Origin of the sequence: Paraburkholderia sp., from assembly GCF_035948235.1 — a bacterium.
GTDB lineage: Bacteria > Pseudomonadota > Gammaproteobacteria > Burkholderiales > Burkholderiaceae > Paraburkholderia.
Genome location: NZ_DASZJJ010000164.1, coordinates 14,461 through 39,574, shown reverse-complemented (window position 1 = coordinate 39,574; position 25,114 = coordinate 14,461). Strand labels below are relative to the sequence as shown.

The window sequence follows — 25,114 nt, the reverse complement described above, 5'->3', positions numbered from 1 at the left end:
TTCCTGAACGTTTCGGTACAATCGCTGCGGCGCACCATGCATCGAACGTGGGCCACGCAGTAGAAAAAGAAGGCGCAATACATAAGTGCATCGACGAAGTGCAACACGCCCAGCAGGAGACTCCATGTCGTTCATCATCGTTCTAGCCGCTCTAGCGTTTCTCATGCTTGCCGCCTATCGCGGCTACAGCGTGATCCTGTTCGCTCCCGTGGCGGCGCTCGCCGCCGTTCTGCTCACCGATCCCGCCGCCGTCGCGCCCGTTTTTTCCGGCATCTTCATGGAAAAAATGGTGGGGTTCGTGAAACTCTATTTCCCCGTGTTCCTGCTCGGCGCCGTGTTTGGCAAGGTCATCGAACTATCGGGTTTCTCTGAAGCGATCGTCGCCGCCGCGATCCGTTATATCGGCAGCGCGCGGGCGAACGCCGTGATCGTGGCCGTGTGTGCGCTGCTGACTTACGGCGGCGTGTCGCTGTTCGTGGTGGTGTTCGCGGTCTATCCGTTCGCCGCCGAACTCTATCGCCAGAGCGACATTCCCAAACGCCTGATGCCCGGCGCGATCGCGCTTGGCGCGTTCTCGTTCACGATGGATTCGCTGCCCGGCACGCCGCAGATCCAGAACATCATCCCGACGACCTTCTTCAAGACCACGGCCTGGGCCGCGCCGGTGCTTGGCGTGATTGGCTCGCTGTTTATCATCGTCGTGGGCCTGACCTACCTCGAATGGCGCCGCCGCAGCGCGATGGCGAAGGGCGAAGGCTACGGCAGCTCGCTTGTGAACGAGCCGGAACACGTCAAGACCGATCATCTGCCCAATCCGCTGCTGGCCATCACGCCGCTCGTGCTGGTGGGCGTAGCGAACTTTTTCCTGACGCGCTGGATTCCGCAGTGGTACGGCGACAGCTACACCGTCACACCCGATGTGCTGCCCGGCATTCACACGCCCGTGACCACCACGGTCAAGCAGGTCGTGGCGATCTGGTCGGTTGAAGGCGCGTTGCTGCTTGGCATCGTGTTTGTGGTTCTTACCGCGTTCTCGCGTGTGAAAGAGCGCTTTGCCACCGGCACGAAGGCCGCTGTGGCGGGCGCGCTGCTGGCGTCGCTCAATACGGCTTCGGAATATGGCTTCGGTGGCGTGATCGCGGCGCTGCCGGGCTTTATCGTGGTGAGCAATGCGCTCAAGGCGATTCCGAATCCGCTCGTGAATGCGGCGGTTTCCGTGAGTTCGCTTGCGGGGATTACGGGGTCGGCCTCGGGCGGGATGAGTATCGCGCTGGCCGCGATGTCCGATACCTTCATCAAGGGCGCGCAGGCTGCGAATATTCCGCTCGACGTGCTGCATCGCGTGGTGGCGATGGCCAGCGGCGGTATGGACACGCTACCGCATAACGGCGCGGTAATCACGCTGCTGGCCGTGACCGGGTTGACGCACCGCGAGTCTTATCGCGACATTTTTGCTGTCACGGTGATCAAGACGATGGCGGTGTTTTTTGTGATCGCGGTTTTTTATGTGACCGGGTGGGTTTAAAGGCGATGGATGACGCCGTGAGCCGCTGCGCTCACGGCTTGCCTGCAAGCAGCCCCTTCAGCGCCCCCAACCAGCACACCACCGCCACCGCGCCGCCATCGGGCGATCCCATCGCGCGCTTGCCCAGATAACTCGCGCGCCCCACGCGCGGATGCATATGCGCCGTAGCCTGCGCGCCATGTTCGGCGGCGGAAACGGCAGCGCTCCACGCCTCCCGCACCGCCTGCCCCTTCTTCAGCGCCTCTTCAAACGCCTCAACCGCCGGCACGAGCGCGTCGAGCATCGTACGATCGCCGGCCTTCGCGCCGCCCAGTTCGCTGATGGCCTCGATCGCACCGCGCCACGCGCGCGCCCATTGCTGTGGCGTCGGCTCTGGCGTATCGGCCAGCACGCGCGAAGCGCGCAATAGCGCCGTGGCATAGAACGGCCCCGAACTTCCCGCAATAGCTCGTCGCAAGCTCGCGCCCAATGCCGCCAGCGCTTGCGGCGCCGTGCCCAGCGCTTCTTCAGGCAGCGCCGCAGCCGCATCGGCGGCACGATGCATGCTGGCGCCGAGATCGCCGTCACCGGCCAGCGCATCAAGCTCCGTCAAACGCGCCTCGTTGTGCACTAACGCCTGCGCAACCGCATCCAAAGCCGCCTTCACCCGCGCCGCCCAGGCCGCACGCGAAGCATCCAGCGGCTTCAATATGGAATCCTCATGAATGTGAGAAACAACATCCAGCCGGATCGTCGGATTGATGCAGCCTTTGCCGGGCCACGCACGCGCCGCGGTGGCCGCATCGAGCAGCGCGAGCCGGCTGTCGTCGACACGCATCAGCGAAATCGAACACCCCGGCATATTGAGCGCCGATAACAGCGTCCCCGCCCACACTCGCTCAACCTGCACCTCACGCCGCCGCAAGCTGGCGTAAGCCGCGCGCAGCACGATATCGAGTTCCATCTGCGGCGTCGCGCCCAGGCCGTTGACGAGCAGCACCACGCGCTCGCCGCGCTTGATGGCCAGGTCTTCGAGAATGTTCACGAGCAGCGCTTCGGTCAGCGCATCGGCGGGCAACGGTGCGCTGCGTTCCACGCCTTTTTCGCCGTGAATCCCCAAGCCGAGTTCGATTTCGTCGTCCGCGAGCGTGAAGCTCGATTGCGCCACACCCGGCAGCGTGCAGCCGTCGAGTGCCACGCCCATCGTGCCCAGGTTCGCCGCCGCCTCGCGCGCCGTCGCCGCCACCACGTCGAGCGACGCGCCGCGCGCGGCGGCCGCGCCCGCGATCTTGTGGATCAGCACCGTGCCCGCGATGCCGCGCCGCTGATGTTTTTCCGCGTGAGCACGCAACGCAACATCGTCGGCCACGGTCACGACTTCGACGGGAATGCCCTGCGCTCGCGCGAGTTCGGCGGCAAGGCCAAAGTTAAGGCGGTCGCCCGTGTAGTTCTTGACGATCAGGAGCGCGCCCTTCGGGCCCGCCGTCGCGCGGATCGCTGCGAGCACGGCGTCGGTTGGCGGCGAAGTGAACACTTCGCCGCACACGGCCGCGCTCAACATGCCCGCCCCCACGTAGCCGCCGTGCGCCGGTTCGTGGCCGCTGCCACCGCCCGAGATCAGCGCGACCGCGCGCGCCTGCGGCTCCGGAATATCGCGGCGCACCAGCACGTTTTCATCGCCGAGGATGACAATATGGGGATCTTGCAGCGCGATGCCTTCGAGCATTTCGCGCACGACGTCGGACGGCTGATTGACCAGTTTCTTCATGGCGTTCCCGATGAATACGGTTGGACATGCTGGCCATCGGGCGCGTACATGCAGTGCGCATAGCCGCGCCCACGGCTGCGTCCAGTGTACGCCGCTCGTCGGAGCGGCGCGCGGTCGTGCTCATTCACGAATCACTCGCGCGCGCCGTTACGACTTTAAAACCGCATCAATGGCGCAGGAAATCCAGCACCATGCGATTGAACGCGTCCGCGTGCTCCCACTGCGCCCAGTGGCCGCAATGGTTGAACACATGCAGTTGCGCGTTCTGCATGCCCGCGAGCAAACGCAAGCCGATATCCATCGGCACGAAGCGATCGTCGCGGCCCCAGATTACGAGCGTCGGCGCGGCGATCTCGCCAAGACGCGGACCGTAGTCGGTGAACTGCTTCGGATTCGCCGCAAGGCTCTTCACGAAGTTTTCAAGGTGATCGCGGCGCGCGAGCATATTGTCGAGCCGCGCCTGCATCAGTTCGTCGGTCAGCGCACTTGCGTCATAGACGAACACATTCATCATGCGCTTGAGGTTTTCGATGCTCGGCTCGCGATACAGGCCTTGCAGCAGTTTGATGCCTTCGGTGGGCATCGGCATGAAGTTGCTCGGGCCGCCGGTGCCCCCGCCCATCAGCACGAGCTTGCCAACGCGCTGCGGATTCGCCAGCGCAAACGCCACCGCGCTATGCCCGCCCATCGAGTTGCCCAGGATATGTACGCGCTCGATATCAAGCGTGTCAAGCAGGCCCTTGAGCACGCGGCCATTCAAGTCGGAACGCGACGTCGTGCAGACGATCGGATCGCTCTTGCTCCAGCCCGGGCAGTCCATCAGGATCACGCGATAACCCGCCGCGACGAGCGGTTCGACGTTGCGGTTGAAGTTAGCCCAGCCGCTCGCGCCCGGACCGGAACCGTGCAGCATCACGACGGTTTCGCCGTTTGCATTCGGCGCGCCTGCACCGGTGTCGTTGTAGTGAATCTGCAGTTCGAGTTCGCCGTCTTTCACGCGAGCGAACTGGCTCGTGGAGGCTTCCGTAATCGTGTTTGCCGTTGCATTCATGATGATGTCCTTGCAGTTAAAACCGCCAATCCCTCATGGAACAGGCGCTCGCCTGCTCCGCCAAAAATCTCAAATGCCTTGCACGCCGGTTGCGCGGCGCGGCGCGAATGCGCCCACCACTGTCGATGCCGCAAGCGCCGCGATTACGCACAGCGGAATGCTCGCCGCGACCAGCATCGAAGCGCTCTGCCCCAGTGCGAACAATTGCCCGGCCACTAGCGGCCCGAGAATCGAGCCGAGCCGCCCGACCGCCACCGCTGCGCCCACGCCTGTGCCACGCACTTCGGTGGGATACGCGTGGCCCGCAAGCGCGTAAAGCGCCGACTGGGCGCCGACGAGAAATAGCCCGCAAAGCAGGCCGCCGCACGCCATCGACACCGCGCCGCCAGCGCCCGACAGCCCGGCCAGCACCAGCGCAATGCCCGCATACATGCCGATCACCGTGCGGCGTCGGCCGAAGCGATCCATGATGGTTGCGATCGCAACGGCACCGATACCGCCGCCGATGTTGAACATCATCAGAACGATGTTCGACTGCACGCGTGTGAGGCCACGCGAGAGCACCATCGAAGGCAGCCAGTTCATCAGGAAATACAGCACGATCAGCGTGCCGAGGTAGCTGATCCACAGCGCGAGCGTGATGCGCGCGCGGCCATGACGCCACAGTGCTTCGCTCACACCGGGTACGCTTTCACGCGTTGCCTGCGCCGCGCGCGCCGCCACGAACTGCTGCGACTCGAGCAGAAACACGCCGAGCAGCGGCACCATCACAATCGGCCCCAGGCCGCCGACGTAAAACACATCGCGCCAGCTCGTCGGGCTCGCGCCCAGCATGCCGATGACCGCCGCAATGGCCGCGCCGAACGGCATGCCGCAATACATGGCGCCCACCGCCGTGCTGCGCTGCTGCGGACCCGCGGCTTCGGAACACAGCGCGATGAGATTGGGCATTGCCGCGCCCAGCCCCAGGCCCGTCAACAGGCGCGCGACCAGCAGGCCCTCGAAGTTCCAGACCAGCGTGGTCGCGAGCGAGAAGAGGCCAAACAGCGTGACCGACGCCATCAATACGCGCTTGCGCCCGAAGCGGTCGGCCAGCCACCCACCGAGCGCCGCGCCCGGCAACAGGCCGATCGCGCCCGCGCTGAACGCCCAGCCCATCTGTGCCACGGCGAGCGAAAACTCCTTTGCCATGCGCGGCCCGGCAACGCCCGCCGATTGCAGGTCCAACCCTTCCAGCAACGCAATGGCCAGGCATAAGCCGATCGTCGCCTTGTTGCTTCCTCCGGCACCGTTAATTCGTGACGTCATGTGAAAAGTCTCCAATGTGTTTTGTCGGCCGCTCTTTCGGCAGCTAGTCATGGTTATTTCCAGTACTACGTAACAACGCCGCGAGTTGCTTGATGCGACACGCGGCGTATGTTTTTACTTCACGGCAGATTCGGTGCGCTGTTTCAAATCCAGCGCAACGTCCACGATCATGTCTTCCTGACCGCCCACCATGCGGCGCTTACCCAGTTCGACCAGAATATCCACGGTTTTCAGGCCGTATTTCTTCGCGGCGACTTCGGAGTGACGCAGGAAGCTCGAATAAACGCCCGCATATCCAAGCGCGAGTGTTTCGCGATCCACTCGCACCGGCCGATCCTGCAATGGGCGCACGATGTCGTCGGCGGCGTCCATCAGCGTGTAGAGATCGGTGCCGTGATTCCAGTCCATGCGTTCAGCGGCGGCGATGAACACTTCGAGCGGCGCGTTGCCCGCACCCGCACCCATGCCAGCAAGCGATGCATCGATGCGGTCGCAACCTTCCTCCACTGCGACGATCGAATTCGCCACGCCCAGCGAGAGATTGTGATGCGCGTGCATACCCGTTTGCGTTTCCGCCTTGAGCACGTCTTTTACCGCGCGAAAGCGGTCGCGCACGTCGTTCATGGTCAACGCACCACCCGAATCGACCACATAAATACAGGTCGCGCCGTAGCTTTCCATCTTCTTCGCCTGAACCGCCAGATTCTCCGGCGTGGTCATGTGGCTCATCATCAGAAAACCGACGGTATCCATTCCCAGCTCGCGCGCGTATTCGATATGCTGCTTCGAAATATCCGCTTCCGTGCAATGGGTCGCGACGCGCACGATGCGCGCGCCCGCGTCGTAAGCCGCCTTCAGATCGTGAATCGTGCCGATGCCGGGCAGCAGCAGCGTCGCAATCTGCGCGTGCTTCACCACATCCGCCACCGCTTCGATCCACTCCAGATCGCTATGCGCGCCGAAGCCATAGTTGAAGCTCGAACCTTGCAGACCGTCGCCGTGCGCGACTTCGATCGAATCGACTTTGGCTTTATCCAGCGCACGCGCGATGTCCTGCACATTCTGGATCGAGTATTGATGTCGAATCGCGTGGCTGCCGTCGCGCAGCGTGACGTCGGAGATATAGAGTTTCTTGCTCATTGCTTTACGCTCCCTGCACGCTCAAGAGCGTCTGCGCCATACGCTCGGCGGTAGCGAGCGCGGCGGAAGTCATGATGTCGAGATTGCCCGCATACGCAGGCAGATAATGGGCGGCGCCTTCCACTTCGAGAAACACCGACGTCTTCAGGCCGCTGAATGAACCAAGGCCCGGAATATGCAAAGGTGCACTCGCGGGAATTTCATCGAATTGCACCTTTTGCTTCAGGCGATAACCCGGCACATAGGCATGTACTTTCGCTACGGTTTCTTCGATCGACCGCTCCACGGCTTCACGATCCGCCAGCGCGGAAAGCGTATAAACCGTGTCGCGCATCATGACCGGCGGCTCGGCGGGATTGAGCACAATGATGGCTTTGCCTTTTGCCGCGCCGCCTACGGCCTCGATCGCTTTCGAGGTCGTTTCCGTGAATTCGTCGATATTGGCGCGCGTGCCCGGCCCCGCCGATTTACTGCTGATCGATGCAACAATTTCCGCGTAGTGCACCTTCGCCACTTTCGACACCGCCGCCACAACCGGAATCGTCGCCTGGCCGCCGCACGTGACCATATTCACATTGGGCGCATCGATATGCGCGTCCAGATTCACCACCGGCACGCAATACGGTCCAATTGCGGCGGGCGTCAAATCGATCATGCGAATAGAAGGCTTGAGCTTGCGCAGCAGCGCATCGTTCTTCACATGCGCGCCCGCCGAAGTCGCGTCGAACACGAAATCGATATCGTCGAACACGGGCAGACGCGTGAGCCCTTCCACGCCTTCATGGGTGGTCGCCACGCCCAGGCGCGCCGCGCGCGCAAGGCCATCGGAGTTGGGATCGATGCCGACCATCGCCGCCATCTCCAGATGCTGACTGTGGCGCATGATCTTGATCATCAGGTCCGTGCCGATATTGCCGGAGCCGATGATCGCGGCCTTGAGTTTGTCGGAAGCCATTTGAGTCCCTGTTTCAAGCGGTGAAAGTCGCGCGAACGCTGCCGAGGCCGTCGATCTGCGCGGTAAAAGTGCCGGGTTCCTTCACGGCGACCATCGAGCCGAGCGCGCCGGTGAGCACCACGTCGCCAGCGCGCAGCGGCGTGCCAAGCTGCGCCATGCGATCGGCGAGCCACACGGCCGCGTTGAGCGGATTGCCCAGACATGCGGCGCCGCTCCCGCGCGAGAGCACTTCCTGATCGCGCGAAAGCGTCATCGCGCAGGCGGCAAGATCAAGCTGCGAAAGCGGCACCGGGCGGCTGCCCACCACGAAACGCGCACTCGATGCGTTGTCGGCGACCGTATCGACAAAGCGGATATCCCAGTTCTGGATGCGGCTATCGACGACTTCGATCGCGGCCAGTGCATACGCACTCGCGCGCAGGATATCGACGAAGGTGTGCTTTTCATGCGTGAGATCGCGTTCGAGCACGAGGGCGATTTCCGCCTCCACCTTCGGCTGGATCAGTTGCGCAAGCGAAATCGGCTCGCCGTCGCCAGAGGCCATCGACGCGAACAGCGCGCCAAAATCGGGCTGATCGACGCCCAGTTGCTGCTGGACTGCGAGCGACGTGAGGCCGATCTTGCGGCCCACGATGCGCTCGCCGTTGCGCACGCGCAGATCGACGTTGGCCTGCTGCACGGCGTAGGCCGTGGCAATGTCGTCGATGGCGATCTGGCCGCGCACCGGTTCGATCACGCCGCGCGAGGCTTCGGCTTCGCGCAGACGCGCGGCCAGCGCCGCGATAAGTTTGGGATCGGTCATAACCTTCTCCTGTTTCGACACGTTCAGGCCGCGTGCGCGGGCATGGCATGCATGGTGGCGAAGCCTGCGATCCATTCGGGAATCGCGCGGTAATAATCGAGCGACGCGCGATATGGGCCATACGCCGCGAGCGCGCCAAACGCCGCCACCCATGTGCGGATTTCATGCGCGGACTTGCCGCCGTCGCGCGTGATCGCGGCGTTGGTCATGCCATCCACGGCGGTCAATTCGCCCGACGCGAGCCGGTCGAGAAACGCGCGGTCCCATTCGGGATTGAGCGGATGCAGATGACTGTCGCCTTTCGTGAATGCCTGCGCCGCGGCCACCGTGCGCGCCTGGCGCGCGTCGCGCGATTGAGCGGACGGGTTGCGGCCTGCTATCAGGCGCTCGGCTACTTCGGGCGTGGCGTCGAACAGCTCTGGCACAGGCGGTTCGTGCGATATGCCGCCCGAGCCCACCACCAGCACGCGCTTGCCCGTGCTCGCCATGAAGCGCCCGATCGCATCGCCCAGCAGACGCGAGCGGCGCAGCGTCGCCATCGGCGGCGCCACGGAGTTGATGAAGACCGGAATCACCGGATAGCGATCGAGGCCGCCCGTAAGCACTTCGAGCGCCTGCGCGCAGCCGTGATCGACCTGCATGCGATAGGACAGCGCCACGTCGATATCGGCAGCAAGCACGCTTTCAGCCAGCGCGTGAGCGAGCTTTTCCGGCACCGGCAGCGCGCCCGCAAGACTCTTGAAATCGCCGATTGCCTGCGCCTTCGCGCCGATGCAGAACGGCGGCATCACGTCATAGAAAAAACCATTGAAATGATCGGGTGCGAACGCAACGATCAGATCGGGCTGGAAGGCCTCGACGCGTTCGCGCGCAGCGCGGCCCACGCGCTCGACTTCGGCCACTATGTGCGGCTCTGGATCGAAGTAGCCGTGCAGCGGCGTGTGAGAGAGGCATTCGAGGTGGATCGGCATACTGGAATTCAAGGTGCGGCTCCTGCTCAGGCTGCGTGCGCGACGGCGGCGTTTTCGCGCGCCAGACGATGTTGCGGGGCCGCGTCACGCACGGCGATTTCGCTCATCCCAAGCTTGCCCGCGAGTTCGACGATGGCGTCGGATACCTGTTGCGGCGTGCACACGCCCGCCACGAAGCGATCCGGACGCAGCAGCACGACTGATTCCGGCAAGCGGCTGAACCAGTCCTTCAAGCGCCCTTGAACGTCGCCCAGCGCGAGCACGCCTTCGGGCACGTCATCGGCGTAATCGAGTTGCACGTCGGGCTTCGCAAAGACAAAGCGCGCGCCTAGCCGCTCCCACAACGCACGCGCCTGCGGCGTTAGACCGAAGGTTGGATCCGCGCCCCAGGCGAGCACCGCAAAGCCCTGGCCGATCGCATCGTCCAGGCGCACCACGCGGCCATCGCTCAGGCGCACACGAGGCTGGATAAACATCCGGCCCACCGGCGACGCCGCCAGCGGATCGCGCCCATATGCGATGCGCCCAAGCAGCGAATCGCGCTTCTGGCTCATCAGACCCAGCAGGCGGCCTGGCGCTGAAGCGCCGCCGCGTTCGAGCCTGCGCGCGAGCCAGCCACCCGTCGGCTTCGGTTCCGGCAACAGCACGACGCCCGCTTCGTAACGCGGCATCGGCTTGAAGCGCATCTCGACGAAATAGCGCTTCACAGCAGGGAACACGTTCATCGACTTCACAAACGCATCGCGAAAGCGCGCGCCGAATCGCGTATTGGGCGCGAAGATGTCGCCCGCGACTTCGGATAGATGAATCATCGAACGCGCATGCGCGCGCCGCTCGACGGTATAGGTATCGAGCAGGCGGCCATCGGCAAGCCCCTTCGCGACCATCGCGAGTTTCCAGCCCAGATTGTTGGCATCGCGAATGCCGCTGTTATAGCCCTGGCCTTGCCATACCGGCATGATGTGCGCGGCGTCGCCCGCCAGCAGAACGCGGTCTACGCGGAACGTCCCGGCCAGCCGCGCGTTGTGCGTATAGACGCGCTTGCGGATGTAATCGACCTTGTCCGGGTCCGCGACCACCTTGCGGATTAGCGCGGCCATGTTTTCGGGCTTCGACAGTTCTTCCTCGGTCTCGCCTGGCATCACCATGAATTCAAAGCGGCGAATGCCGTGCGGCAGCGCCGCCGATACATAAGGGCGCTCGTGATCGCAATGCATATAGATGTGTGGCGAGCCAATCGGATCGTTGCGCACGTCCACCACGATCCATTGATTCGGCTTGGTGCGGCCTTCGAAAGGCACGTTCAGCGCGCGGCGCACGAAACTGTTGCCGCCGTCCGCGCCCACCATATACGCCGCGCGTATCGTGCGACGCTCGCCATCCGCGCCCGTCACGTCGATCGATACGCCCTGCGCGTCCTGCGCAAAGCCGTTCACGCTGGTGCCCAGCATCACCTCGACGTGCTCGAAACGCGCGAGCCCTTCATAGAGCACACGATCCGCCAGCGGCTGGATAAAGGCGTTACGGCGCGGCCAGCCGAATTCGTCGGTGCGCGGCTCGATGGACGCAAAGCAATGGCCGTCCTTCGTGACGAAGCGCATCCAGTGGTCGGGCGTGGTATGCGGCAGCAACGCATCGGCAAGCCCGATCGACTGGAACACGCGCAATGCTTCGTCATCCAAACCAATTGCGCGCGGATAGTCGATAATCTGTTCAAGCTTTTCGATGAGCGTGACGCGCACGCCCTGCAAACCGAGGATATTGGCGATCATCAGGCCGACCGGGCCTGCGCCGATGATGGCGACATCGGTGGCGCGCTGGCGCAAGCGGACAGCGTCCGCTGCTGCGGGAGGGGTGTTCATGTTGTCTCCGTGTCAGTCGCCCTTGGTCGGGGCGATCTCATGCAAGGCATGAATGCGAGTCTAGGTTCGCCGCGACACGCGCTCAACAATTTGAGAGAAATGTGCATAGAATGCACATGATTGATTTAAAAGAGATTTTTAGATGACTAAGTATGCAAACGTGCGAGGTCTCGCGCGCGGCCTGCAGGTGTTGCGCGCGCTCAACGCGATGGAGAACGGCCGCGCGACGAGCCAGCAGCTAAGCGAAGCCACGGGCCTGCACCGCACCACCGTGCGACGTTTGCTGGAAACGCTGGTGGAAGAAAATCTCGTGCGGCGCAGCGCCTCGGACGACAGCTTTCGCCTGACGATGAACGTGCGCGCATTGAGCGAAGGCTTCACCGACGACGAACTGATCGCCACGATCGCACCGCCCATCATGGGTCAGATGATGCAGCGTATCGTGTGGCCCTCCGATCTCACCACGCCCGACGGCGAGGCCATGATCATCCGCGAGACCACGCATCGCTTCAGTCCGCTGTCATTTCACCGCGCGATGGTGGGCCGCCGTCTGCCGATGCTGCTCACGGCCGCGGGCCGCGCCTATTTCGCGCACTGCCCCGAGGCGCAGCGCGAAGACATTCTCGACATGCTGCGCGCGGGCGCGGGCGGCGAGCAACAGCAGAAGCTGGCCGCGGACCCGGCCTTCATTCGCAACCTCGTGCGCCAGACCCTGGCCGATGGCTTTGGCTCGAACCACGGCGACTGGGCCGACCAGCGCAAGATCGGCGCACTCGCGGTGGCGATCGGCGCGCATGGCCGCGTGATCGCCAGCCTCAATGTGATCTATCTGGAGCAGGCGATCAACCCCGCGGAAGCCGTGCGCCGCTTCGTGCCCGAATTGCAGCGCGCGGCGCAGGAAATGGAGGCGGCACTTGAAGCGGCAGAGGACGGCGCGAAGCGCTGAGGGTCATGCACCCAAAAGCGCGCCCAAAGTTTTTTTCAACATTTTGCGAAAAGGGCTTGCAAGGCTGCGAGGGCCTCTCTATAATTCGCGCTCTCAACAGGCTCGTAGCTCAGTTGGTTAGAGCACCACCTTGACATGGTGGGGGTCGTTGGTTCGAATCCAATCGAGCCTACCAACGAATATGTAGTACCGCGCGGCTCAGTTCGCCGCGCAATGACAATGCCGCACTCCTTCACAGGACTGCGGCATTTTCTTTTTGGCTTTACCCAGGCATCGACCGTATCAATCGAGCGCCTTGTCGTTCGGATGCGCGAACAGGTCCTTCATCTGCTGCGAAAGCGGATAGTCGAGATTCATGCCGGTCGGCGGAATCGGCTGCGTGAACCACTTGGTGTAAAGCTTCGCCATCTCGCCCGAGGTCTGCATCTTCGCGACCGTTTCATCGACGAGCGCCTTGAACTGCGGATCGTCACGCCGCAACATGCAGGCGTAGTTTTCCGACACTGGCGGCGTGCCCGTCACCACATAGTCCTGCGGATTCTTTGTCTTCGCGCGCTCGCCATAGAGCAGCGGCTCGTCCATGACGAAGGCCACCGCGCGCCCGGTCGTGACGTTGAGGAACGACTCAGCGTGATCTTTTGCGCTGATGATCGTCATATTCATGTGCTTCTCTTCGTTCATCTTGCGCAGCATGCGTTCATCCGAGGTGCCCGCCGTGGTCGCCACGGTCTTGCCCGCGAGATCGGGGAAGTCCTTCACGCCCGAATCCTTGCGCGTGATAAAGCGGATGCCATAGAGAAAGATGCTGTTCGAAAACGCCGCCTGATTCTGGCGCTCGAACGTATTGGTGGTCGAGCCGCATTCAAGGTCGATGGTGCCGTTCTGCACGAGCGGAATGCGATTCTGCGAGGTGATCGGAATCGTCTTGACCCTGAGATTGGGCGTATTGGTTTTCTGCTTGATCGCATCGACGATCCTGAGCGCGATCTCCTGCGAATAGCCGATCACATTCTGGTTCTGGTCGTAATACGAAAACGGAATCGACGATTCACGCGTACCAAGCGAAATCACGCCACCGTCATGCACTTTCTTGAGCGTGCCCGTGAGTTCGTCCGCGCGCGCCGCATTCGTCATCGTGACCAGCGTGGCGAAACCAACGGCCAGCGCCGCGATCGTTTTACCTGTGTTCATCGTGCTTGACTCCCAGCGTGTAGTGAGAAACCTAATGAAAAACGTCGATAGACCGCGTGTGAAGCGTAAAAACGTTCAGCGCGCCGGCGCAAACGCGTCGCTGTCGAGTGGCAAGGCGCGCTGAGCGAGCATATCCGCCAGCAGTTGCGCGCTGCCGCAGGCAAGCGTGAAGCCCAGCGCGCCGTGCCCGGTGTTCATCCACAGATTGCGAAAATGCGTCGCGCCGATCAATGGCTTGCTGTCGGGTGTGGCCGGCCGCATGCCGGTCCACGTCTGAGCCGCGCTGTAATCGCCGGCCTCCGGAAAAGTCTCGCGCGCCTGCCGCGTGAGCAGCGCGATGCGCGCCTGATCGGCATGCGCGCTCATACCCGTGAGATCGACCATACCCGCAATGCGCAAGCGCTCGCCAAGTGGCGCATAGACCACCTTGTGATGGGCGTCGGTGACCGAAAGGCGCGGCGCGCCTTGCGCATTCGCGCCGGGCAGCGTGAGGCTGTAGCCCTTGAGTGGATACATCGGCACGCGCACGCCGAGCGAATTCAGCAAGGGCTGGCTCTGCATGCCCAGACACACGACGAAGGCATCAGCCTCAATGGCGCCCGCCGACGTCATAGCCGCTTCGACCTGCCGCCCCTTGGTTCGTAGTCCGGAGAATTCGGTGGCGACGCGCAGATCCACGCCATCACGTTGCGCCGCGCGCGCGAGACCGCGCGTAAAGCTGTCGCAATCGCCGGCTTCCTCGCCCGGCGTGTGAATACCGCCCGCGATTTCTCCGCCGATATGCGCAAGCGCCGGTTCCAGCGCGACACACGCCGCGCCATCGAGCGCATGCTGCTCGCAGCCCAGTTGAGCCTGATAGTCGGCCTGGCGACGCGCGCCCTCAAAGCCATCCTGATCGCGAAACACCACGAGCTTGCCGTTGCGCACATAATCGAAGGCGATGGTTTCGCGCGCAACTATCTCGTGCATGAGGCGCTGACTGAGAAAACCCAGCCCGAGGAGTTCCGCCGTGGTGGCGCGGCTGCGGGCGCGCGTGCAGGCACGCAGAAATGCCGCGCACCAGTGCCATTGACGGGGGTCCAGACGCGGCACGAAACGCAGCGCGGCATCGCTTGAAAAAAGCCATTGCGGCAGCTTCGGCAGCACCGAAGGGTCGGCCAGCGGCGCGACGTAGTTGTAGCTCAACTGGCCGCCGTTGGCGTGGCTGGTCTCCTGCGCCACGTCCGCGTGACGCTCCACGAGCGTCACCTGATGTCCATCGCGGGCAAGAAAATACGCGGTCGTGACCCCGATCACTCCGCCGCCCAGCACGCAAATTCGCATATCCCGTCGTTCCCGCTTTTTCTGTTCCTTTTTAGTCCGCCCCGGCGGACCGCTACATCAGTCTCGCCGGGCAAAAAAAGGAACTCAATTGCGAATCGATCGGGGGATATAACCTGAGGTTAAGGCGAACCCTGCTGGAATCACGCGAACGCCGCCGTTCTCACGCCCGTTGCGGCCTCGTGGCCGCCGTGGGACGCCGCGCGCGCAGCCGCGCCCTCGCCCAGATGGAACACGGAAACCGCCTCGCGCAATGCATCGGCCTGCGATTCCAGCGATTGCGCGGAAGCTGCCGCCTCTTCCACGAGCGCCGCGTTGCGCTGCGTGACCTCGTCGATCTGCGCGACGGCGCGGTTGACCTGCTCGATGCCGTCGCTCTGCTCGTGAGTCGCCGCCGTGATTTCGCCCATGATGTGGCTCACGCGCGCAACGGCGTCGCGCGCCTCGCCCATCGTGTGACGCGCCTCCTCGACGAGCCGCGCGCCCGTGCCGACGGTCGCCACCGAAGCCGCGATCAGCTCCTTGATCTCCTTGGCCGCCGTGCCGGAGCGCTGCGCGAGGCTGCGCACCTCCTGCGCCACCACGGCGAAGCCGCGCCCTTCCTCGCCCGCGCGCGCCGCCTCGACGGCGGCGTTGAGCGCGAGAATATTCGTCTGGAACGCAATGCCTTCGATGATGCCGGTGATTTCCTCGACCTTGCGCGACGACGACGAGATGTCGCTCATCGTCTCGTTCACGCGCGCGACCACGTCCGCGCCACGCGAGACCGTGCTGAGCGCGCCCTGCGCGAGGCCGCTGGCCTCCTGCGCGCCCGCCGTGTTCTGGCGCACCGCCGCCGAAAGCTGCTCCAGGCTCGCGGCGGTTTCCTGCAACGCGGCCGCCTGCTGCGAGGTGCGGCTCGACAGATCGACATTGCCCGCCGCGATCTGATTGGCGCCGAGCGTAATTTCCTGGGTGCTGCCGCGCACGCGCGCGACCGTACCGATCAGCGCTTCACGCATCTGCGCAAGCGCGCCCAGCAGTTGCCCCATCTCGTTGTTCGAGCGCACGCGCACGTCCACGGTCAGGTCGCCTGCGGCGATGCGCTGGAAATGGCGAATCGCCGTATCGACGGGCTTGACGACGGCCGCCGCCAGCGCGCCGCGCGCGATCAGACCGATCGCCACGCCCACCGCGCCGATCACGCCGAACACGATCAGCGAAATACGAAAGCGCGTCGCCGCCGTATCGGCGTTGCGCTGCTCGCGCGCATCCTGCCAGTCCTCCAGCGCGTCGATGGCCTTCGCGTAGGTGCCGTAGTAACGGTCGGCGGTTTCGCCCTGGATGGTGCGGAAGGTGTTGAAGTCGTTGTCGACGAGCGCCTTGTACTCCGGCTCGAGCGCCTGCTCGACCAGCGCCGTGCGGGCCTGCGCAACGGTCTGCGCAAGGCGCGCTTCGTCGTTATCGGCGAACGGGCCGGCGCTGTACTGCGCGAAATCCTTGTTCGAATCGGCGAGGATCTTGTGCGCCTGTTCGAGCATGCCCTCAGTGGACTTGCCGACGCTAAAGAGCGTCTCGTAGCCGCCCAGCGCCAGGCGCACCTGCAAGAGCCGCTCCGAACTGGTCTTGAGCGCGGCGAGCGATTGCGCGCTGCGCTGGGTGTCGAGCAGGCTCTCGTTGGTCAGCTTCAGCGCGCCGTAGGCCACGCCGATCACGACCAGCAAGAAGGCGACAAAGATGCCGATGACGAGGGTAAGCCCTCCGCGAATCGTGATGTTCCTGAGCATGTGGTCCGGTCTCCTGGCGTATTTGTCCGCGATCGCTTTGAGGGGCGTCGCTTGTTGGCTTCTTTGCGTCACTTCTTTTGCGTTGCGCATTCGTGCTCTTCGTTTCGTCCTATCGGCAGCAGCACAGCGAAGGCGCATAGGGGATATCCATGAGAGCGGCGCGGGTAGCCCGGCGGCCCGTTATGCGTTTCGTGCTATCGTTTTCCTTTCATTTTTTTGACCTGTGCGGCTTTTCTGGCGTTTTTTGGCTTGTTTTTCACGCCTTTATGCTGCCTCGACGCCGCTTTCCCGCTGCTCCCATCATGTCCGACCTCTCCTCGCCGCTGGCGCGCGCGCCGCGCCGTCTCGACTCCATCAATCCGAAACCGCTCGCGCTGGCGCTGCTGCTCGTCGCGCTCGGCGCCGTCTATCTGGCGCAGACGGTCAGCGCCCGCCAGGCCTCGCTCTACGTGGTGGGCGCGCTGCTTGGCATGACGCTCTATCACGCGGCGTTCGGCTTTACCTCGGCGTGGCGCGTGTTTATCGCCGATGGGCGCGGCGCGGGTCTGCGCGCGCAGATGGTCATGCTCGCCATCGGCGTGCTGCTGTTCTTTCCGGCGCTATCGGCGGGATCGCTGTTCGGCCATCCGGTGGTCGGGCTGGTGTCGCCTGCGGGGACGTCGGTGATCGTCGGCGCGTTTCTGTTCGGCATCGGCATGCAATTGGGCGGCGGCTGCGCCTCGGGCACGCTGTACACCGTGGGCGGCGGCAGCACGCGCATGGTCGTCACGCTGATTGCATTTATCGTCGGCTCGGTGGTCGCCACGGCGCACATGCCATTCTGGACGTCGATGCCGCAGCTCAAGCCCGTCTCGCTCGTCAATACACTGGGCGTCGCGCCCGCGATCGCGCTCAACCTCGCCGTGTTTGCGGCGATTGCCGCGCTGACCGTGGCAATCGAAAAGCGCCGCCACGGCCGCCTCGTCAACCAGCCGGAGCGCGCGCCGCATGCCTCGCCGTGGCTGCATGGTCCGTGGCCGCTGCTGGCCGGCGCCGTCGCGCTCGCGGTGCTCAACTTCGCCACGCTCGCGTTGTCGGGCCGGCCGTGGGGCGTGACTTCGGCGTTCGCGCTGTGGGGGGCCAAGGGCTTCGCCACACTCGGCATCGACGTGGCCAACTGGAAGTACTGGATGGCCGGGCCGAATGCGGCGGCGCTCGCCGCGCCCGCCAGCCACGATGTCACCACGGTGATGGATATCGGCATTGTGCTGGGCGCGATGGCCGCGGCCTCGCTTGCGGGACGCTATGCGCCCGTGTGGCGCATTCCGCTGCGCTCGCTCGCGGCGGCGGTGATCGGCGGGCTGCTGCTTGGCTACGGCGCGCGCCTGGCGTATGGCTGCAATATCGGCGCGTATTTCAGCGGGATCGTGTCGGGCAGCCTGCACGGCTGGCTGTGGCTCGTGTGCGCCTTCACGGGGAATGTGGTCGGCACGCGGTTGCGTCCGGTGTTCGGGCTGGAGGTTGAGCGGGTGAAGAGTTCGGGGTGCTGAATAGCTGATCTCCAACGCCAAAAATAGAAAGGGCAAGGCCACCGGCCTTGCCCTTTCTCATCACTTCACTGTGCGGCGCTCAAACCAGCGCGCCGCGCAAATCTACACGCGAGTCGCGCCTTAGATCTTCAGACGCGTGACCTTCGTGCCCGCGAGCGAGACGTCCGCCATCAGGCCTGCGTTGGTCATCACGAAGACTTCCACGGGATGCGTCGCCGTGTTGGTATCGACAGCGCCGTTCGCGCCGACCGTCACGAGCGCGACCGAAGCGTCCGCGCCCGCCGCCCAGCCGTCCGTGCTGCGGAATTTTTCCAGCGCGTCCTGGGTCATGAAGCAGAAGATGATGGCCTTCGACTGCGCGCCGGCCTGCAGGCCGAACGAGCCCGACACGGTGCTGTAATAGCCCGTCGTCGCGCCGCCCACGCGCAGCGCGCCTTCGCCGTACTGCGCGCCGACGATGAAGCCCGCCTGCAGCACCGACGGGAACACCAGCACGCCGCGCGACTTCGCGACCAGTTCACGCGAGCCGTTGACGGTCGAATACAGCTTCGTCATGGCGTCGTTGACGTTGGCGTCGATCGACTGGCGCTTGGACATATCCGTCGAAGCATTGGAGGAATTGCCCGTGGTCGTACAGCCTGCGAGCGCCATACCGCCGGAGGCAAGCGCTACGGCTGCCGAAAGCATGAAGTTGCGTCGTTGCATGTCGTTATCTCCACACGAATAAGAGTTTGCGGTCAGATACAGCAAACGGCGTGCCCGGCATCAATTGCCAACAAAAAAGTGCCTCGCTTTCGCCCTTTCCCCAACCGCGAGATGGAGGCGGCCACGCGCTGGCAGCCTCCATTTCCAGCCGATTGTGCCCGATTTACAAGATAAGAGCGTTCAAGCGTCCCAAAGCGTGTCGCAGCGGCTCGCAGCGACGCAACGCGAAAGAAGCAGAAAAAAGAAAGGCGCCCGAAGGCGCCTGGTATGAACAGCGTGGATTAGCTGCAAGCGTGCCGTGTATTCGCTACACGGCGCTCGCTGGCGCGATGGGATTCAAGGCGCCGTGGCTTGCCATGACGGATCGGGATCGAAGCTCTTGAGCGCGGCGGCGGTCTTTGCGCCGTTCGGCCCGAGGTTCTTCTGATAGAGCTTGCCGTCCTGATTGACGATAAAGCTCATCACTCCCGTTTTGCCGTATTGAGCCGGCCAGGCCACGAGCGCGAAGCCATTGGCCAGTTCGCCATTCGCCAGGTAGCTGCGCGCGCCACCGTCGGCGTGCGAGCCTTGCGCCGTGAGAATGCGGAAGTGGTAGCCGTGATAGCCCTCCTGCGGCGTGAGCTTCGAGTTGTGCAGCATGGCTTCGGCCAACGGACCGAGCGGGCTTTCAGCTTCGCCAGGCTCGACCGGCCAGTACAGCCCGTCATGCGTGCCGGGCGTGCTCACGATGCGCTGGGCGTAGTGCTGCGTGAGCTTGCGGTAGTCGTTCTGCGCATCGACATAGGCCAGCGACGAGAGCATGGCCGCGCGCTCGTTGCGGCCGATGCGCCGCGTGAGCAGTTCGACGCCGCCTTCGCGTGGGTCGAAGCGCCAGCCGCTGCCGCTTTGCACCAGCGGTATCGGTAGCGTCCAGCCGCTGTCGCCTACAGCCAGATGCGCACTGGCCTTGCCCGCGACGGGCTTGTCGTCCGGCACGATCTGGTGGCCCTTGGACCACGCGCCGAGGAAGTCGTCGATGTCCTCCTGGCCGATGTTCTGCGTGGGGATGAAGTGCTGGAAGTCGCTGCCGAGCACATGCTTCATCGCTTCGTGGTCGTTGCTGGCGAGCGCGTCGGTGAACGCCTGCGCAGCGGCGTCGGGCGTGGGATAGATGGCCTGCGCCGAGGCCACGCCCGCACCGGGCACGGCCAGCAACGCGGGTGCGGCGAACAGCGCGAACGCCAGCGCCGCAGTGAGCCGGGCGAGCCCGGCAGGTCGCGCGCCTTGCGACAGGCGGCGGCGTGCGTGAATACGGATCATCGCGAGACTCCTTATAAGTTCAACGGCGGCCAAAGTGGCGTTCGCCGCCACCACCACCACCACCCAGGCGGCCACCACCGCCGCCGCCACCGCCGAAGCCACCACCGCCACCACCGCGGTTCTGGAAGGCCTGGCGGCTTTGCTGGCCACGCTGCGTGTCGGCGCGTGCGTTGTTGCCATCGCCGGCACCACGCAACGCGTTGTCGCGATTGGCGTTCTGCGAACGGTTGCTGAGGTCGTTCTGGCGATTGCCGTTCTGCGCACGGTTGTTGAGGTCGTTTTGCCGGTTGCCGTTCTGCGTACGGTTGTTCAACTCGTTGCCGCGATTGGCGTTCTGCGTGCCGTTCGCGCCTGGGCCGCCCGCGCCCGGCCGGTTGCCGCCGCCGTGCTGGATGTCCTGCAGCCGCTGGCTGGCGTTGCCGTTCATGTTCTGCCCGGTGCGGTTCTGCAAGGTCTGCGCGGCCTGCTGACGCGACTGGTCATAGCCGCGGAAATTGTTGCGCTGGCCGTTGAGGTTCGCGTGGTTGACGTTCTGGTTGAAGTTCTGGCGCCGATCCACATTGGTGTTGCGGTTCCAGTTGGTGGTCGTGCCGTTCGTGTTGATGCGGTTGTTGACGTTGATGTTGTTGTAGCGATTGACGTTGATGTTGACGTCATGCGAGCCCCAACCGAAGCCGCCCCACAGCGAATTGGCCACCGCCACGCCCGCGCCAAACGCAAGCCCGCTCACAAAGCCCGTGGCGATCGCATACCCCGGAGGCGGCGGCATGTACACAGGCGGATAAGCCGGATAAGGCCACGCGCCGTAGACGACCGTGGGGTTATAGGTCGGCACATAGACCACTTGCGGATTGGCCGGCTCGATCACGATGGTCTGTGTGGTGGACGTGTTCGAAGCCGGCTGCACCACCACCTTCTGCTGTTCGTTCGACTTGAGGTTGCCGGCCTTCTGCGCCTGCACGCGCAGGCGCTGCACGGAGTCCATCACGTCGCCAGGCTGCGCAAGAAACGCATTGCCGATCTGCGCGACCCAGTCGGGCTTGGAGTCCATCGTGGCCAGCACTTGCGGGAACGCGACGAGCGACTGCACGCTGGGGTCCCACGGCTGGGAGGCCACGGCCTTCACGGCGTCGTCGCCCTGCATCTTCGAATTCGCCTTGGACCATGCGGCTGCCGCCTGCACGTCCTGCGGGAACGTGGCGGCCATAAGCACCTGGGCCAGCAGCGCGTCGGGATACAGTGCAATGGGCGCGGTAAGCGCATCGAGTTGCTGGTTGGAGAGATGCGCCGCGCTCTGCGCGAGCGCGGCAGTGGGCCCGCTGGGCCCCACGAACAGCGGTGCGGCCGCGAGTGCGGCGCACATGAGCCAGGCAGCATGCTGGCGTACACCGGACGATTTCACGAATCGATCCTCCTCGTTGCGGGTAGGTCTTTCAGGACGCCGGACTGCAGCATACCTGCTTGCGGAGCTAACGTTTGCTTAGGTTGATGCGCCTGGATGCCACACGACTTCAAACGGATACCAGGGCCAAAATATAGGGGTATGACTCGAAGTGTCAACCATCGAATCGTTAAAGTTTGTCCGTTTACAAAAACGCATCAATTGACGCAATCAAAACGGAGTGCGAAACAATTCGAGTTGCATGAAAACCATATTCACACGCCCTTCGATTAACCCATTTCCTTCGTCAATGTGTTGCGTTTTCCGGCTGACGACGCGCGGGCGTGAGATGCATCCTCACGAAACCAACGTGCTCGCGCAGCACATAAAAAGCATCGGCATAGGCGAGCGGCATGCGCAAGGTATTGAGCGAACCTTCGATCTCGTCGAGTTCGTTCATGAGCGCCACGCGCTCGTCCTCGTTCGTGTGTTTGAGCGCATCGCGTTCGATGGCGATGAGCGCACCGTAGTATCGATAAAGGCGCGAGCGTACCCGCCAGCGATACAGCGCGGGTATTGCACGCAACGCAGGAAACACCAGCACCGCAAGCGGCAGCAGCAGGACCAGCAAACGGTCCGCGACGCTCGCGAGCCAGAACGGCAGCGAGCGATACAGGAAGCTCTTGCCCGACTTGTAATAGCGCGTGGCGTCCTCGCTGATACGGAAATCGTGCGCGTCGGGACTCGGGAACTGGCCCGCGCGCTGCAAGAGACCGGGCACGCCATTGACTTCGCTCGCGGCTTCGATGATGAGGTCGGAGATCGCTGGGTGCAGCGTATTGCGCGCGACGATCTCCACTGTCGGCCCCACCAGATGCACGGTCTGCGGCGGCACGCGGCGGCGCAGATCGAGCACGCCGGGCGGTAGATCGACGCCTTCCAGATACGGGAAGATGCGCGTATAGGCCGAGGTTTCCTCGAAACTCATCACCGAAATGCCGGGAATGTTGAGGAGGCGCAGCATCAGCGTGCGTGTGGTGGAGTCGCCGCTGAGCATGGCCGCATCGGCGCGATCCGAGACCAGCGCGGTGGCCGCCTCCAGGCCGTCGAGCGGCAGAAAGGTGGCGTCGCCGCCGGGGTCCATGCCGTTCGCGTGCAACAGGCGCAGCGACAGCTCGCGCGTGCCGCTGCCCACGCGGCCAATCGCAATGCGTTTGCCGTCCAGCTCGGATAACTGCGTGAGTCCGCTACCGCGATAAAACACCACGATCGGCAGATACGCCACGCTGCCAAGCGACATCAACGTATCCGTACTCACGCCTTGCGCGATGCCGCCTTGCACGAAGGCGAGATCGACATGCGACTTGGGATTGAGCAGGCGCTGCAGATTTTCGACCGAACCGTCCGATTCGAGGATCTTGAGCTTCACGCCGTTGCGCGCGAGGATCGTGCGGTACGCCTGCGCCATCTGCATGAACGAACTGTCGCGCGGCCCCGCGCTGATGGTGATGGCGCGCGGCGGCGCCGGATCGACGAGCCAGACGACCAGCGCGATCACGGCAATGCAGAACAGCGCCACCGGCAGCGCGGACAACGCAATGTCGCGCCACGCGGGATGCGACGTATCGCGCATGAAATGCGGCAAGGGCGGTCGATTTCGTTTCATGAGAACCCGGCGGCGTGGCGTCGAACTCTGGAAACTGCATCATGCCATTTTCGCGCCGGATCGGGACGCTGGGGGTTGTGCGGAGGCCGCGCTACTGCCTGAGCGTTGAAAGCGATGTAAGCGCGGCGATGCCGCAACGCGTTGTGCCGTGCCTCAGGCTGCTGCCTGCGTGAGCGCGAAGAGTTCGGCGCGCAGGGCCTTCGCCCGGTCGCGCTTCATGTACTGCTCGAATTCCGCCTGGGCGTCCTGCCACAGCGCATGCGCCTTGTCGAAGCGCCGCAAGCCGCTCGCCGAGAGCCGGTACACGAGCGTGCGCGTATCATGCTGCGCCGCCGCCGTGAGCACGAGGCCGTCGCGCTGCAAGGGCTTGAGCGCACGCACGAGCGTGGTGCGGTCCATCACGAGGTCATCGGAAAGCTCGGCGGCGGTGGCGTCGGGACGGCCCGCGAGACGCGAGAGAATCGTGAATTGCGCCGCCGTCACGCCCGCCTGCGAAAGATGGCGCTCATAAAGCTGCGTGACGAAGCGCGCGGCCTGCCGCAGGGCAAAACAGTTGCATTCCTCGCGCGTCACTCGCTTCGTCATCGCCGTTCACCTTCCGTTATTGCTTCGTTTGCTTCATATGTTCCGGGCGCGCGCATCGCTGCACGCGAGCGGCCATCATACTTTCTCGAGCGCCAGCGCGATACCCTGGCCGCCGCCGATGCACAGGGTCACCACGCCGCGGCGCACGCCGTCACGCTGCATCGACCAGGCAAGACGCGTCGCGAGGATCGCGCCGGTCGCGCCGATCGGATGGCCATGCGCGATCGCGCCGCCTTCCACGTTGACCACATCGTCGGGAATGCCCAGTTGCTTCATCACCGCGAGCGGCACCGCCGCGAAAGCCTCGTTGATCTCGAAGCGATCGACATCGGACAGCGACCAGCCAGCGCGCTGCAACGCCAGTTGGACGGCAGGCACCGGACCGAGGCCGAACATGCCGGGCTCCACCGCCGCCACGCCCCACGAGACGAGCCGCACCATTGGCGCGAGGTTATGTGCCTCGGCGAAACCGCGCTCGGCCACCAGCATCGCCGCCGCCGCGCTGTTCAGCCCTGGCGCGTTGCCCGCCGTGATCGTGCCGTCGGGGCGAAACGCGGGCTTGAGTTTGGCCAGCGTTTCGAAGGTCGTATCGGGGCGCGGCGCTTCGTCGGTGTCGAAACGCTCCACGCCCTTGCGGCCCTTGATCTCCACGGCAGCGATTTCTTCCTTGAAACGCCCCGCCGCCTGCGCCGCAGCAAAGCGCTGCTGCGAGCGCGAGGCCCAACGGTCCTGTTCCTCGCGCGTGAGTTCGGCCTTCGTCACGAGGTCTTCGGTATGCCAGCCCGAATGCTGACCCGAAAACGCATCGACAAGACCGTCGCGCAACATGCTGTCGTGCACCTCGGCATTGCCCATGCGATACCCCCAGCGTCCACCGTCGAGCAGATAGGGCGCGCGGTCCATGTTCTCCATGCCGCCCGCAAGCGCGACATCGGTCAAACCCAGCAGGATTTCCTGCGCCGCGCTCGCAATCGCCTGCGCGCCCGAACCGCATACGCGGTTCACCGTGAGCGCGGGCACCTGCACCGGCACGCCGCCGCCCAGTTCCGCCTGACGCGCGGGGTTCATCTTGTTGCCGGCCTGAATCACATTGCCTAGCACCACCGAGCCGAGCAGGGCCGGATCGAGCTTCGCGCGCGCGAGCGTTTCGCGCACCGCAATCGCGCCCAGCTCCGTGGCCGGCACGCCTTTGAGCGAACCATTGAATGCGCCGATGGCCGTTCGCACCGGCTGACACAAAACGATTTCCCGCGCTGTATTCATGCTGCTCATCGTGTTTTCTCCATGAGATTGCAGAAGCTCTGCGTTCACTGCTTCAGTTTATGTATGCATATGCACACATTCAAAGAAATTCGTCGAGGCGGC

The 25,114-nt window shown here is 64.1% G+C and carries 19 protein-coding genes, 1 tRNA gene and 1 pseudogene; 4 read left to right on the top strand and 17 right to left on the bottom strand.

The annotated features are described in order from the left end of the window. The first annotated feature begins 124 nt into the window (after nucleotides 1–124). Nucleotides 125–1,525: a GntP family permease gene (locus VG320_RS14525; protein ID WP_327200793.1), complete on the top strand. Its 1,401-nt coding sequence runs from the start codon at nucleotides 125–127 to the stop codon at nucleotides 1,523–1,525. A 31-nt stretch (nucleotides 1,526–1,556) separates the two neighbouring features. Here the strand turns inward: VG320_RS14525 and VG320_RS14520 are convergent, their stop codons facing one another. The 8 genes from VG320_RS14520 to VG320_RS14485 all read right to left on the bottom strand — a co-directional run bounded on the left by VG320_RS14520 (nucleotide 1,557) and on the right by VG320_RS14485 (nucleotide 11,361). Next, nucleotides 1,557–3,272, bottom strand: coding sequence for a dihydroxyacetone kinase family protein (locus VG320_RS14520; protein ID WP_327200792.1), 1,716 nt, complete (start codon nucleotides 3,270–3,272; stop codon nucleotides 1,557–1,559). A gap of 166 nt (nucleotides 3,273–3,438) precedes the next feature. Continuing rightward, a complete protein-coding gene (locus VG320_RS14515; RefSeq protein ID WP_327200791.1) occupies nucleotides 3,439–4,323 on the bottom strand; it encodes an alpha/beta fold hydrolase in 885 nt (294 codons plus the stop codon). A gap of 69 nt (nucleotides 4,324–4,392) precedes the next feature. Next, nucleotides 4,393–5,631: a 3-(3-hydroxy-phenyl)propionate transporter MhpT gene (gene mhpT / locus VG320_RS14510; RefSeq protein WP_327200790.1), complete on the bottom strand. Its 1,239-nt coding sequence runs from the start codon at nucleotides 5,629–5,631 to the stop codon at nucleotides 4,393–4,395. A 114-nt stretch (nucleotides 5,632–5,745) separates the two neighbouring features. After that, on the bottom strand, nucleotides 5,746–6,771 hold the full coding sequence (gene dmpG / locus VG320_RS14505; RefSeq protein ID WP_327200789.1) for a 4-hydroxy-2-oxovalerate aldolase: 1,026 nt from the start codon (nucleotides 6,769–6,771) through the stop codon (nucleotides 5,746–5,748). Between the two features lie 4 nt (nucleotides 6,772–6,775). After that, nucleotides 6,776–7,726 carry an acetaldehyde dehydrogenase (acetylating) gene (locus tag VG320_RS14500; RefSeq protein WP_327200788.1) on the bottom strand — a complete coding sequence of 317 codons (951 nt, stop codon included), beginning with the start codon at nucleotides 7,724–7,726 and terminating at the stop codon, nucleotides 6,776–6,778. Between the two features lie 13 nt (nucleotides 7,727–7,739). Then, nucleotides 7,740–8,528, bottom strand: a complete 789-nt coding sequence (gene mhpD, locus VG320_RS14495; RefSeq protein ID WP_327200787.1) for a 2-keto-4-pentenoate hydratase — start codon at nucleotides 8,526–8,528, stop codon at nucleotides 7,740–7,742. Between the two features lie 23 nt (nucleotides 8,529–8,551). Further along, nucleotides 8,552–9,499 (bottom strand): 3-carboxyethylcatechol 2,3-dioxygenase, encoded by a 948-nt coding sequence (locus VG320_RS14490; RefSeq protein ID WP_327200804.1) that lies wholly within the window; start codon nucleotides 9,497–9,499, stop codon nucleotides 8,552–8,554. A 26-nt stretch (nucleotides 9,500–9,525) separates the two neighbouring features. Beyond that, on the bottom strand, nucleotides 9,526–11,361 hold the full coding sequence (locus tag VG320_RS14485; RefSeq protein ID WP_327200786.1) for a bifunctional 3-(3-hydroxy-phenyl)propionate/3-hydroxycinnamic acid hydroxylase: 1,836 nt from the start codon (nucleotides 11,359–11,361) through the stop codon (nucleotides 9,526–9,528). 142 nt (nucleotides 11,362–11,503) lie between these two features. Between VG320_RS14485 and VG320_RS14480 the strand changes: the two genes are divergently transcribed. Both VG320_RS14480 and VG320_RS14475 read left to right on the top strand, forming a co-directional pair. Continuing rightward, nucleotides 11,504–12,307, top strand: a complete 804-nt coding sequence (locus VG320_RS14480; protein WP_327200785.1) for a DNA-binding transcriptional regulator — start codon at nucleotides 11,504–11,506, stop codon at nucleotides 12,305–12,307. 98 nt (nucleotides 12,308–12,405) lie between these two features. After that, nucleotides 12,406–12,482: transfer RNA gene (locus VG320_RS14475), tRNA-Val, on the top strand. 107 nt (nucleotides 12,483–12,589) lie between these two features. Here VG320_RS14475 and VG320_RS14470 read toward each other — a convergent pair. From VG320_RS14470 to VG320_RS14460, 3 genes and pseudogenes are all read right to left on the bottom strand, one after another. Next, a complete protein-coding gene (locus tag VG320_RS14470; protein ID WP_327200784.1) occupies nucleotides 12,590–13,498 on the bottom strand; it encodes a glutamate/aspartate ABC transporter substrate-binding protein in 909 nt (302 codons plus the stop codon). Nucleotides 13,499–13,573: 75 nt separating this feature from the next. Continuing rightward, nucleotides 13,574–14,827, bottom strand: a pseudogene (locus VG320_RS14465) (D-amino acid dehydrogenase); the annotation flags it as partial. Nucleotides 14,828–14,961: 134 nt separating this feature from the next. Next, entirely contained in the window at nucleotides 14,962–16,584 is a 1,623-nt protein-coding gene (locus VG320_RS14460) for a methyl-accepting chemotaxis protein (RefSeq protein WP_327200783.1), read from the bottom strand. Nucleotides 16,585–16,886: 302 nt separating this feature from the next. Here VG320_RS14460 and VG320_RS14455 point away from each other — a divergent pair, with 302 nt between their 5' ends. Then, entirely contained in the window at nucleotides 16,887–18,113 is a 1,227-nt protein-coding gene (locus VG320_RS14455) for a YeeE/YedE family protein (protein ID WP_327200782.1), read from the top strand. A 120-nt stretch (nucleotides 18,114–18,233) separates the two neighbouring features. Here the strand turns inward: VG320_RS14455 and VG320_RS14450 are convergent, their stop codons facing one another. The 6 genes from VG320_RS14450 to VG320_RS14425 all read right to left on the bottom strand — a co-directional run bounded on the left by VG320_RS14450 (nucleotide 18,234) and on the right by VG320_RS14425 (nucleotide 25,012). Further along, entirely contained in the window at nucleotides 18,234–18,818 is a 585-nt protein-coding gene (locus VG320_RS14450; protein ID WP_327200781.1) for a BPSL1445 family SYLF domain-containing lipoprotein, read from the bottom strand. A 336-nt stretch (nucleotides 18,819–19,154) separates the two neighbouring features. Continuing rightward, on the bottom strand, nucleotides 19,155–20,117 hold the full coding sequence (locus VG320_RS14445; RefSeq protein ID WP_414696044.1) for a DUF2950 domain-containing protein: 963 nt from the start codon (nucleotides 20,115–20,117) through the stop codon (nucleotides 19,155–19,157). A 19-nt stretch (nucleotides 20,118–20,136) separates the two neighbouring features. Further along, a complete protein-coding gene (locus VG320_RS14440; RefSeq protein WP_414696041.1) occupies nucleotides 20,137–21,519 on the bottom strand; it encodes a DUF3300 domain-containing protein in 1,383 nt (460 codons plus the stop codon). Nucleotides 21,520–21,805: 286 nt separating this feature from the next. Beyond that, the gene (locus VG320_RS14435; RefSeq protein WP_327200779.1) at nucleotides 21,806–23,164 is read right to left on the bottom strand and encodes a TAXI family TRAP transporter solute-binding subunit; all 1,359 of its coding nucleotides are present in this window, start codon (nucleotides 23,162–23,164) and stop codon (nucleotides 21,806–21,808) included. 153 nt (nucleotides 23,165–23,317) lie between these two features. Continuing rightward, nucleotides 23,318–23,749, bottom strand: a complete 432-nt coding sequence (locus VG320_RS14430) for a MarR family winged helix-turn-helix transcriptional regulator (protein ID WP_103705205.1) — start codon at nucleotides 23,747–23,749, stop codon at nucleotides 23,318–23,320. Between the two features lie 75 nt (nucleotides 23,750–23,824). After that, nucleotides 23,825–25,012 (bottom strand): thiolase family protein, encoded by a 1,188-nt coding sequence (locus VG320_RS14425; protein ID WP_327200802.1) that lies wholly within the window; start codon nucleotides 25,010–25,012, stop codon nucleotides 23,825–23,827. Nucleotides 25,013–25,114: the final 102 nt, after the last annotated feature.

What these genes read in the sequence shown, in the direction of transcription:
- VG320_RS14525 (WP_327200793.1), top strand. Translation starts at nt 125, where the DNA reads ATGTCGTTCATCATCGTTCTAGCCGCTCTAGCGTTTCTCATGCTTGCC.
- VG320_RS14445 (WP_414696044.1), bottom strand. Translation starts at nt 20,117, where the DNA reads ATGATCCGTATTCACGCACGCCGCCGCCTGTCGCAAGGCGCGCGACCT.
- VG320_RS14450 (WP_327200781.1), bottom strand. Translation starts at nt 18,818, where the DNA reads ATGCAACGACGCAACTTCATGCTTTCGGCAGCCGTAGCGCTTGCCTCC.
- VG320_RS14500 (WP_327200788.1), bottom strand. Translation starts at nt 7,726, where the DNA reads ATGGCTTCCGACAAACTCAAGGCCGCGATCATCGGCTCCGGCAATATC.
- VG320_RS14430 (WP_103705205.1), bottom strand. Translation starts at nt 23,749, where the DNA reads ATGACGAAGCGAGTGACGCGCGAGGAATGCAACTGTTTTGCCCTGCGG.
- VG320_RS14485 (WP_327200786.1), bottom strand. Translation starts at nt 11,361, where the DNA reads ATGAACACCCCTCCCGCAGCAGCGGACGCTGTCCGCTTGCGCCAGCGC.
- dmpG (WP_327200789.1), bottom strand. Translation starts at nt 6,771, where the DNA reads ATGAGCAAGAAACTCTATATCTCCGACGTCACGCTGCGCGACGGCAGC.
- VG320_RS14470 (WP_327200784.1), bottom strand. Translation starts at nt 13,498, where the DNA reads ATGAACACAGGTAAAACGATCGCGGCGCTGGCCGTTGGTTTCGCCACG.
- mhpD (WP_327200787.1), bottom strand. Translation starts at nt 8,528, where the DNA reads ATGACCGATCCCAAACTTATCGCGGCGCTGGCCGCGCGTCTGCGCGAA.
- VG320_RS14455 (WP_327200782.1), top strand. Translation starts at nt 16,887, where the DNA reads ATGTCCGACCTCTCCTCGCCGCTGGCGCGCGCGCCGCGCCGTCTCGAC.
- VG320_RS14435 (WP_327200779.1), bottom strand. Translation starts at nt 23,164, where the DNA reads ATGAAACGAAATCGACCGCCCTTGCCGCATTTCATGCGCGATACGTCG.
- VG320_RS14515 (WP_327200791.1), bottom strand. Translation starts at nt 4,323, where the DNA reads ATGAATGCAACGGCAAACACGATTACGGAAGCCTCCACGAGCCAGTTC.
- VG320_RS14490 (WP_327200804.1), bottom strand. Translation starts at nt 9,499, where the DNA reads ATGCCGATCCACCTCGAATGCCTCTCTCACACGCCGCTGCACGGCTAC.
- VG320_RS14520 (WP_327200792.1), bottom strand. Translation starts at nt 3,272, where the DNA reads ATGAAGAAACTGGTCAATCAGCCGTCCGACGTCGTGCGCGAAATGCTC.
- mhpT (WP_327200790.1), bottom strand. Translation starts at nt 5,631, where the DNA reads ATGACGTCACGAATTAACGGTGCCGGAGGAAGCAACAAGGCGACGATC.
- VG320_RS14425 (WP_327200802.1), bottom strand. Translation starts at nt 25,012, where the DNA reads ATGAATACAGCGCGGGAAATCGTTTTGTGTCAGCCGGTGCGAACGGCC.
- VG320_RS14460 (WP_327200783.1), bottom strand. Translation starts at nt 16,584, where the DNA reads ATGCTCAGGAACATCACGATTCGCGGAGGGCTTACCCTCGTCATCGGC.
- VG320_RS14480 (WP_327200785.1), top strand. Translation starts at nt 11,504, where the DNA reads ATGACTAAGTATGCAAACGTGCGAGGTCTCGCGCGCGGCCTGCAGGTG.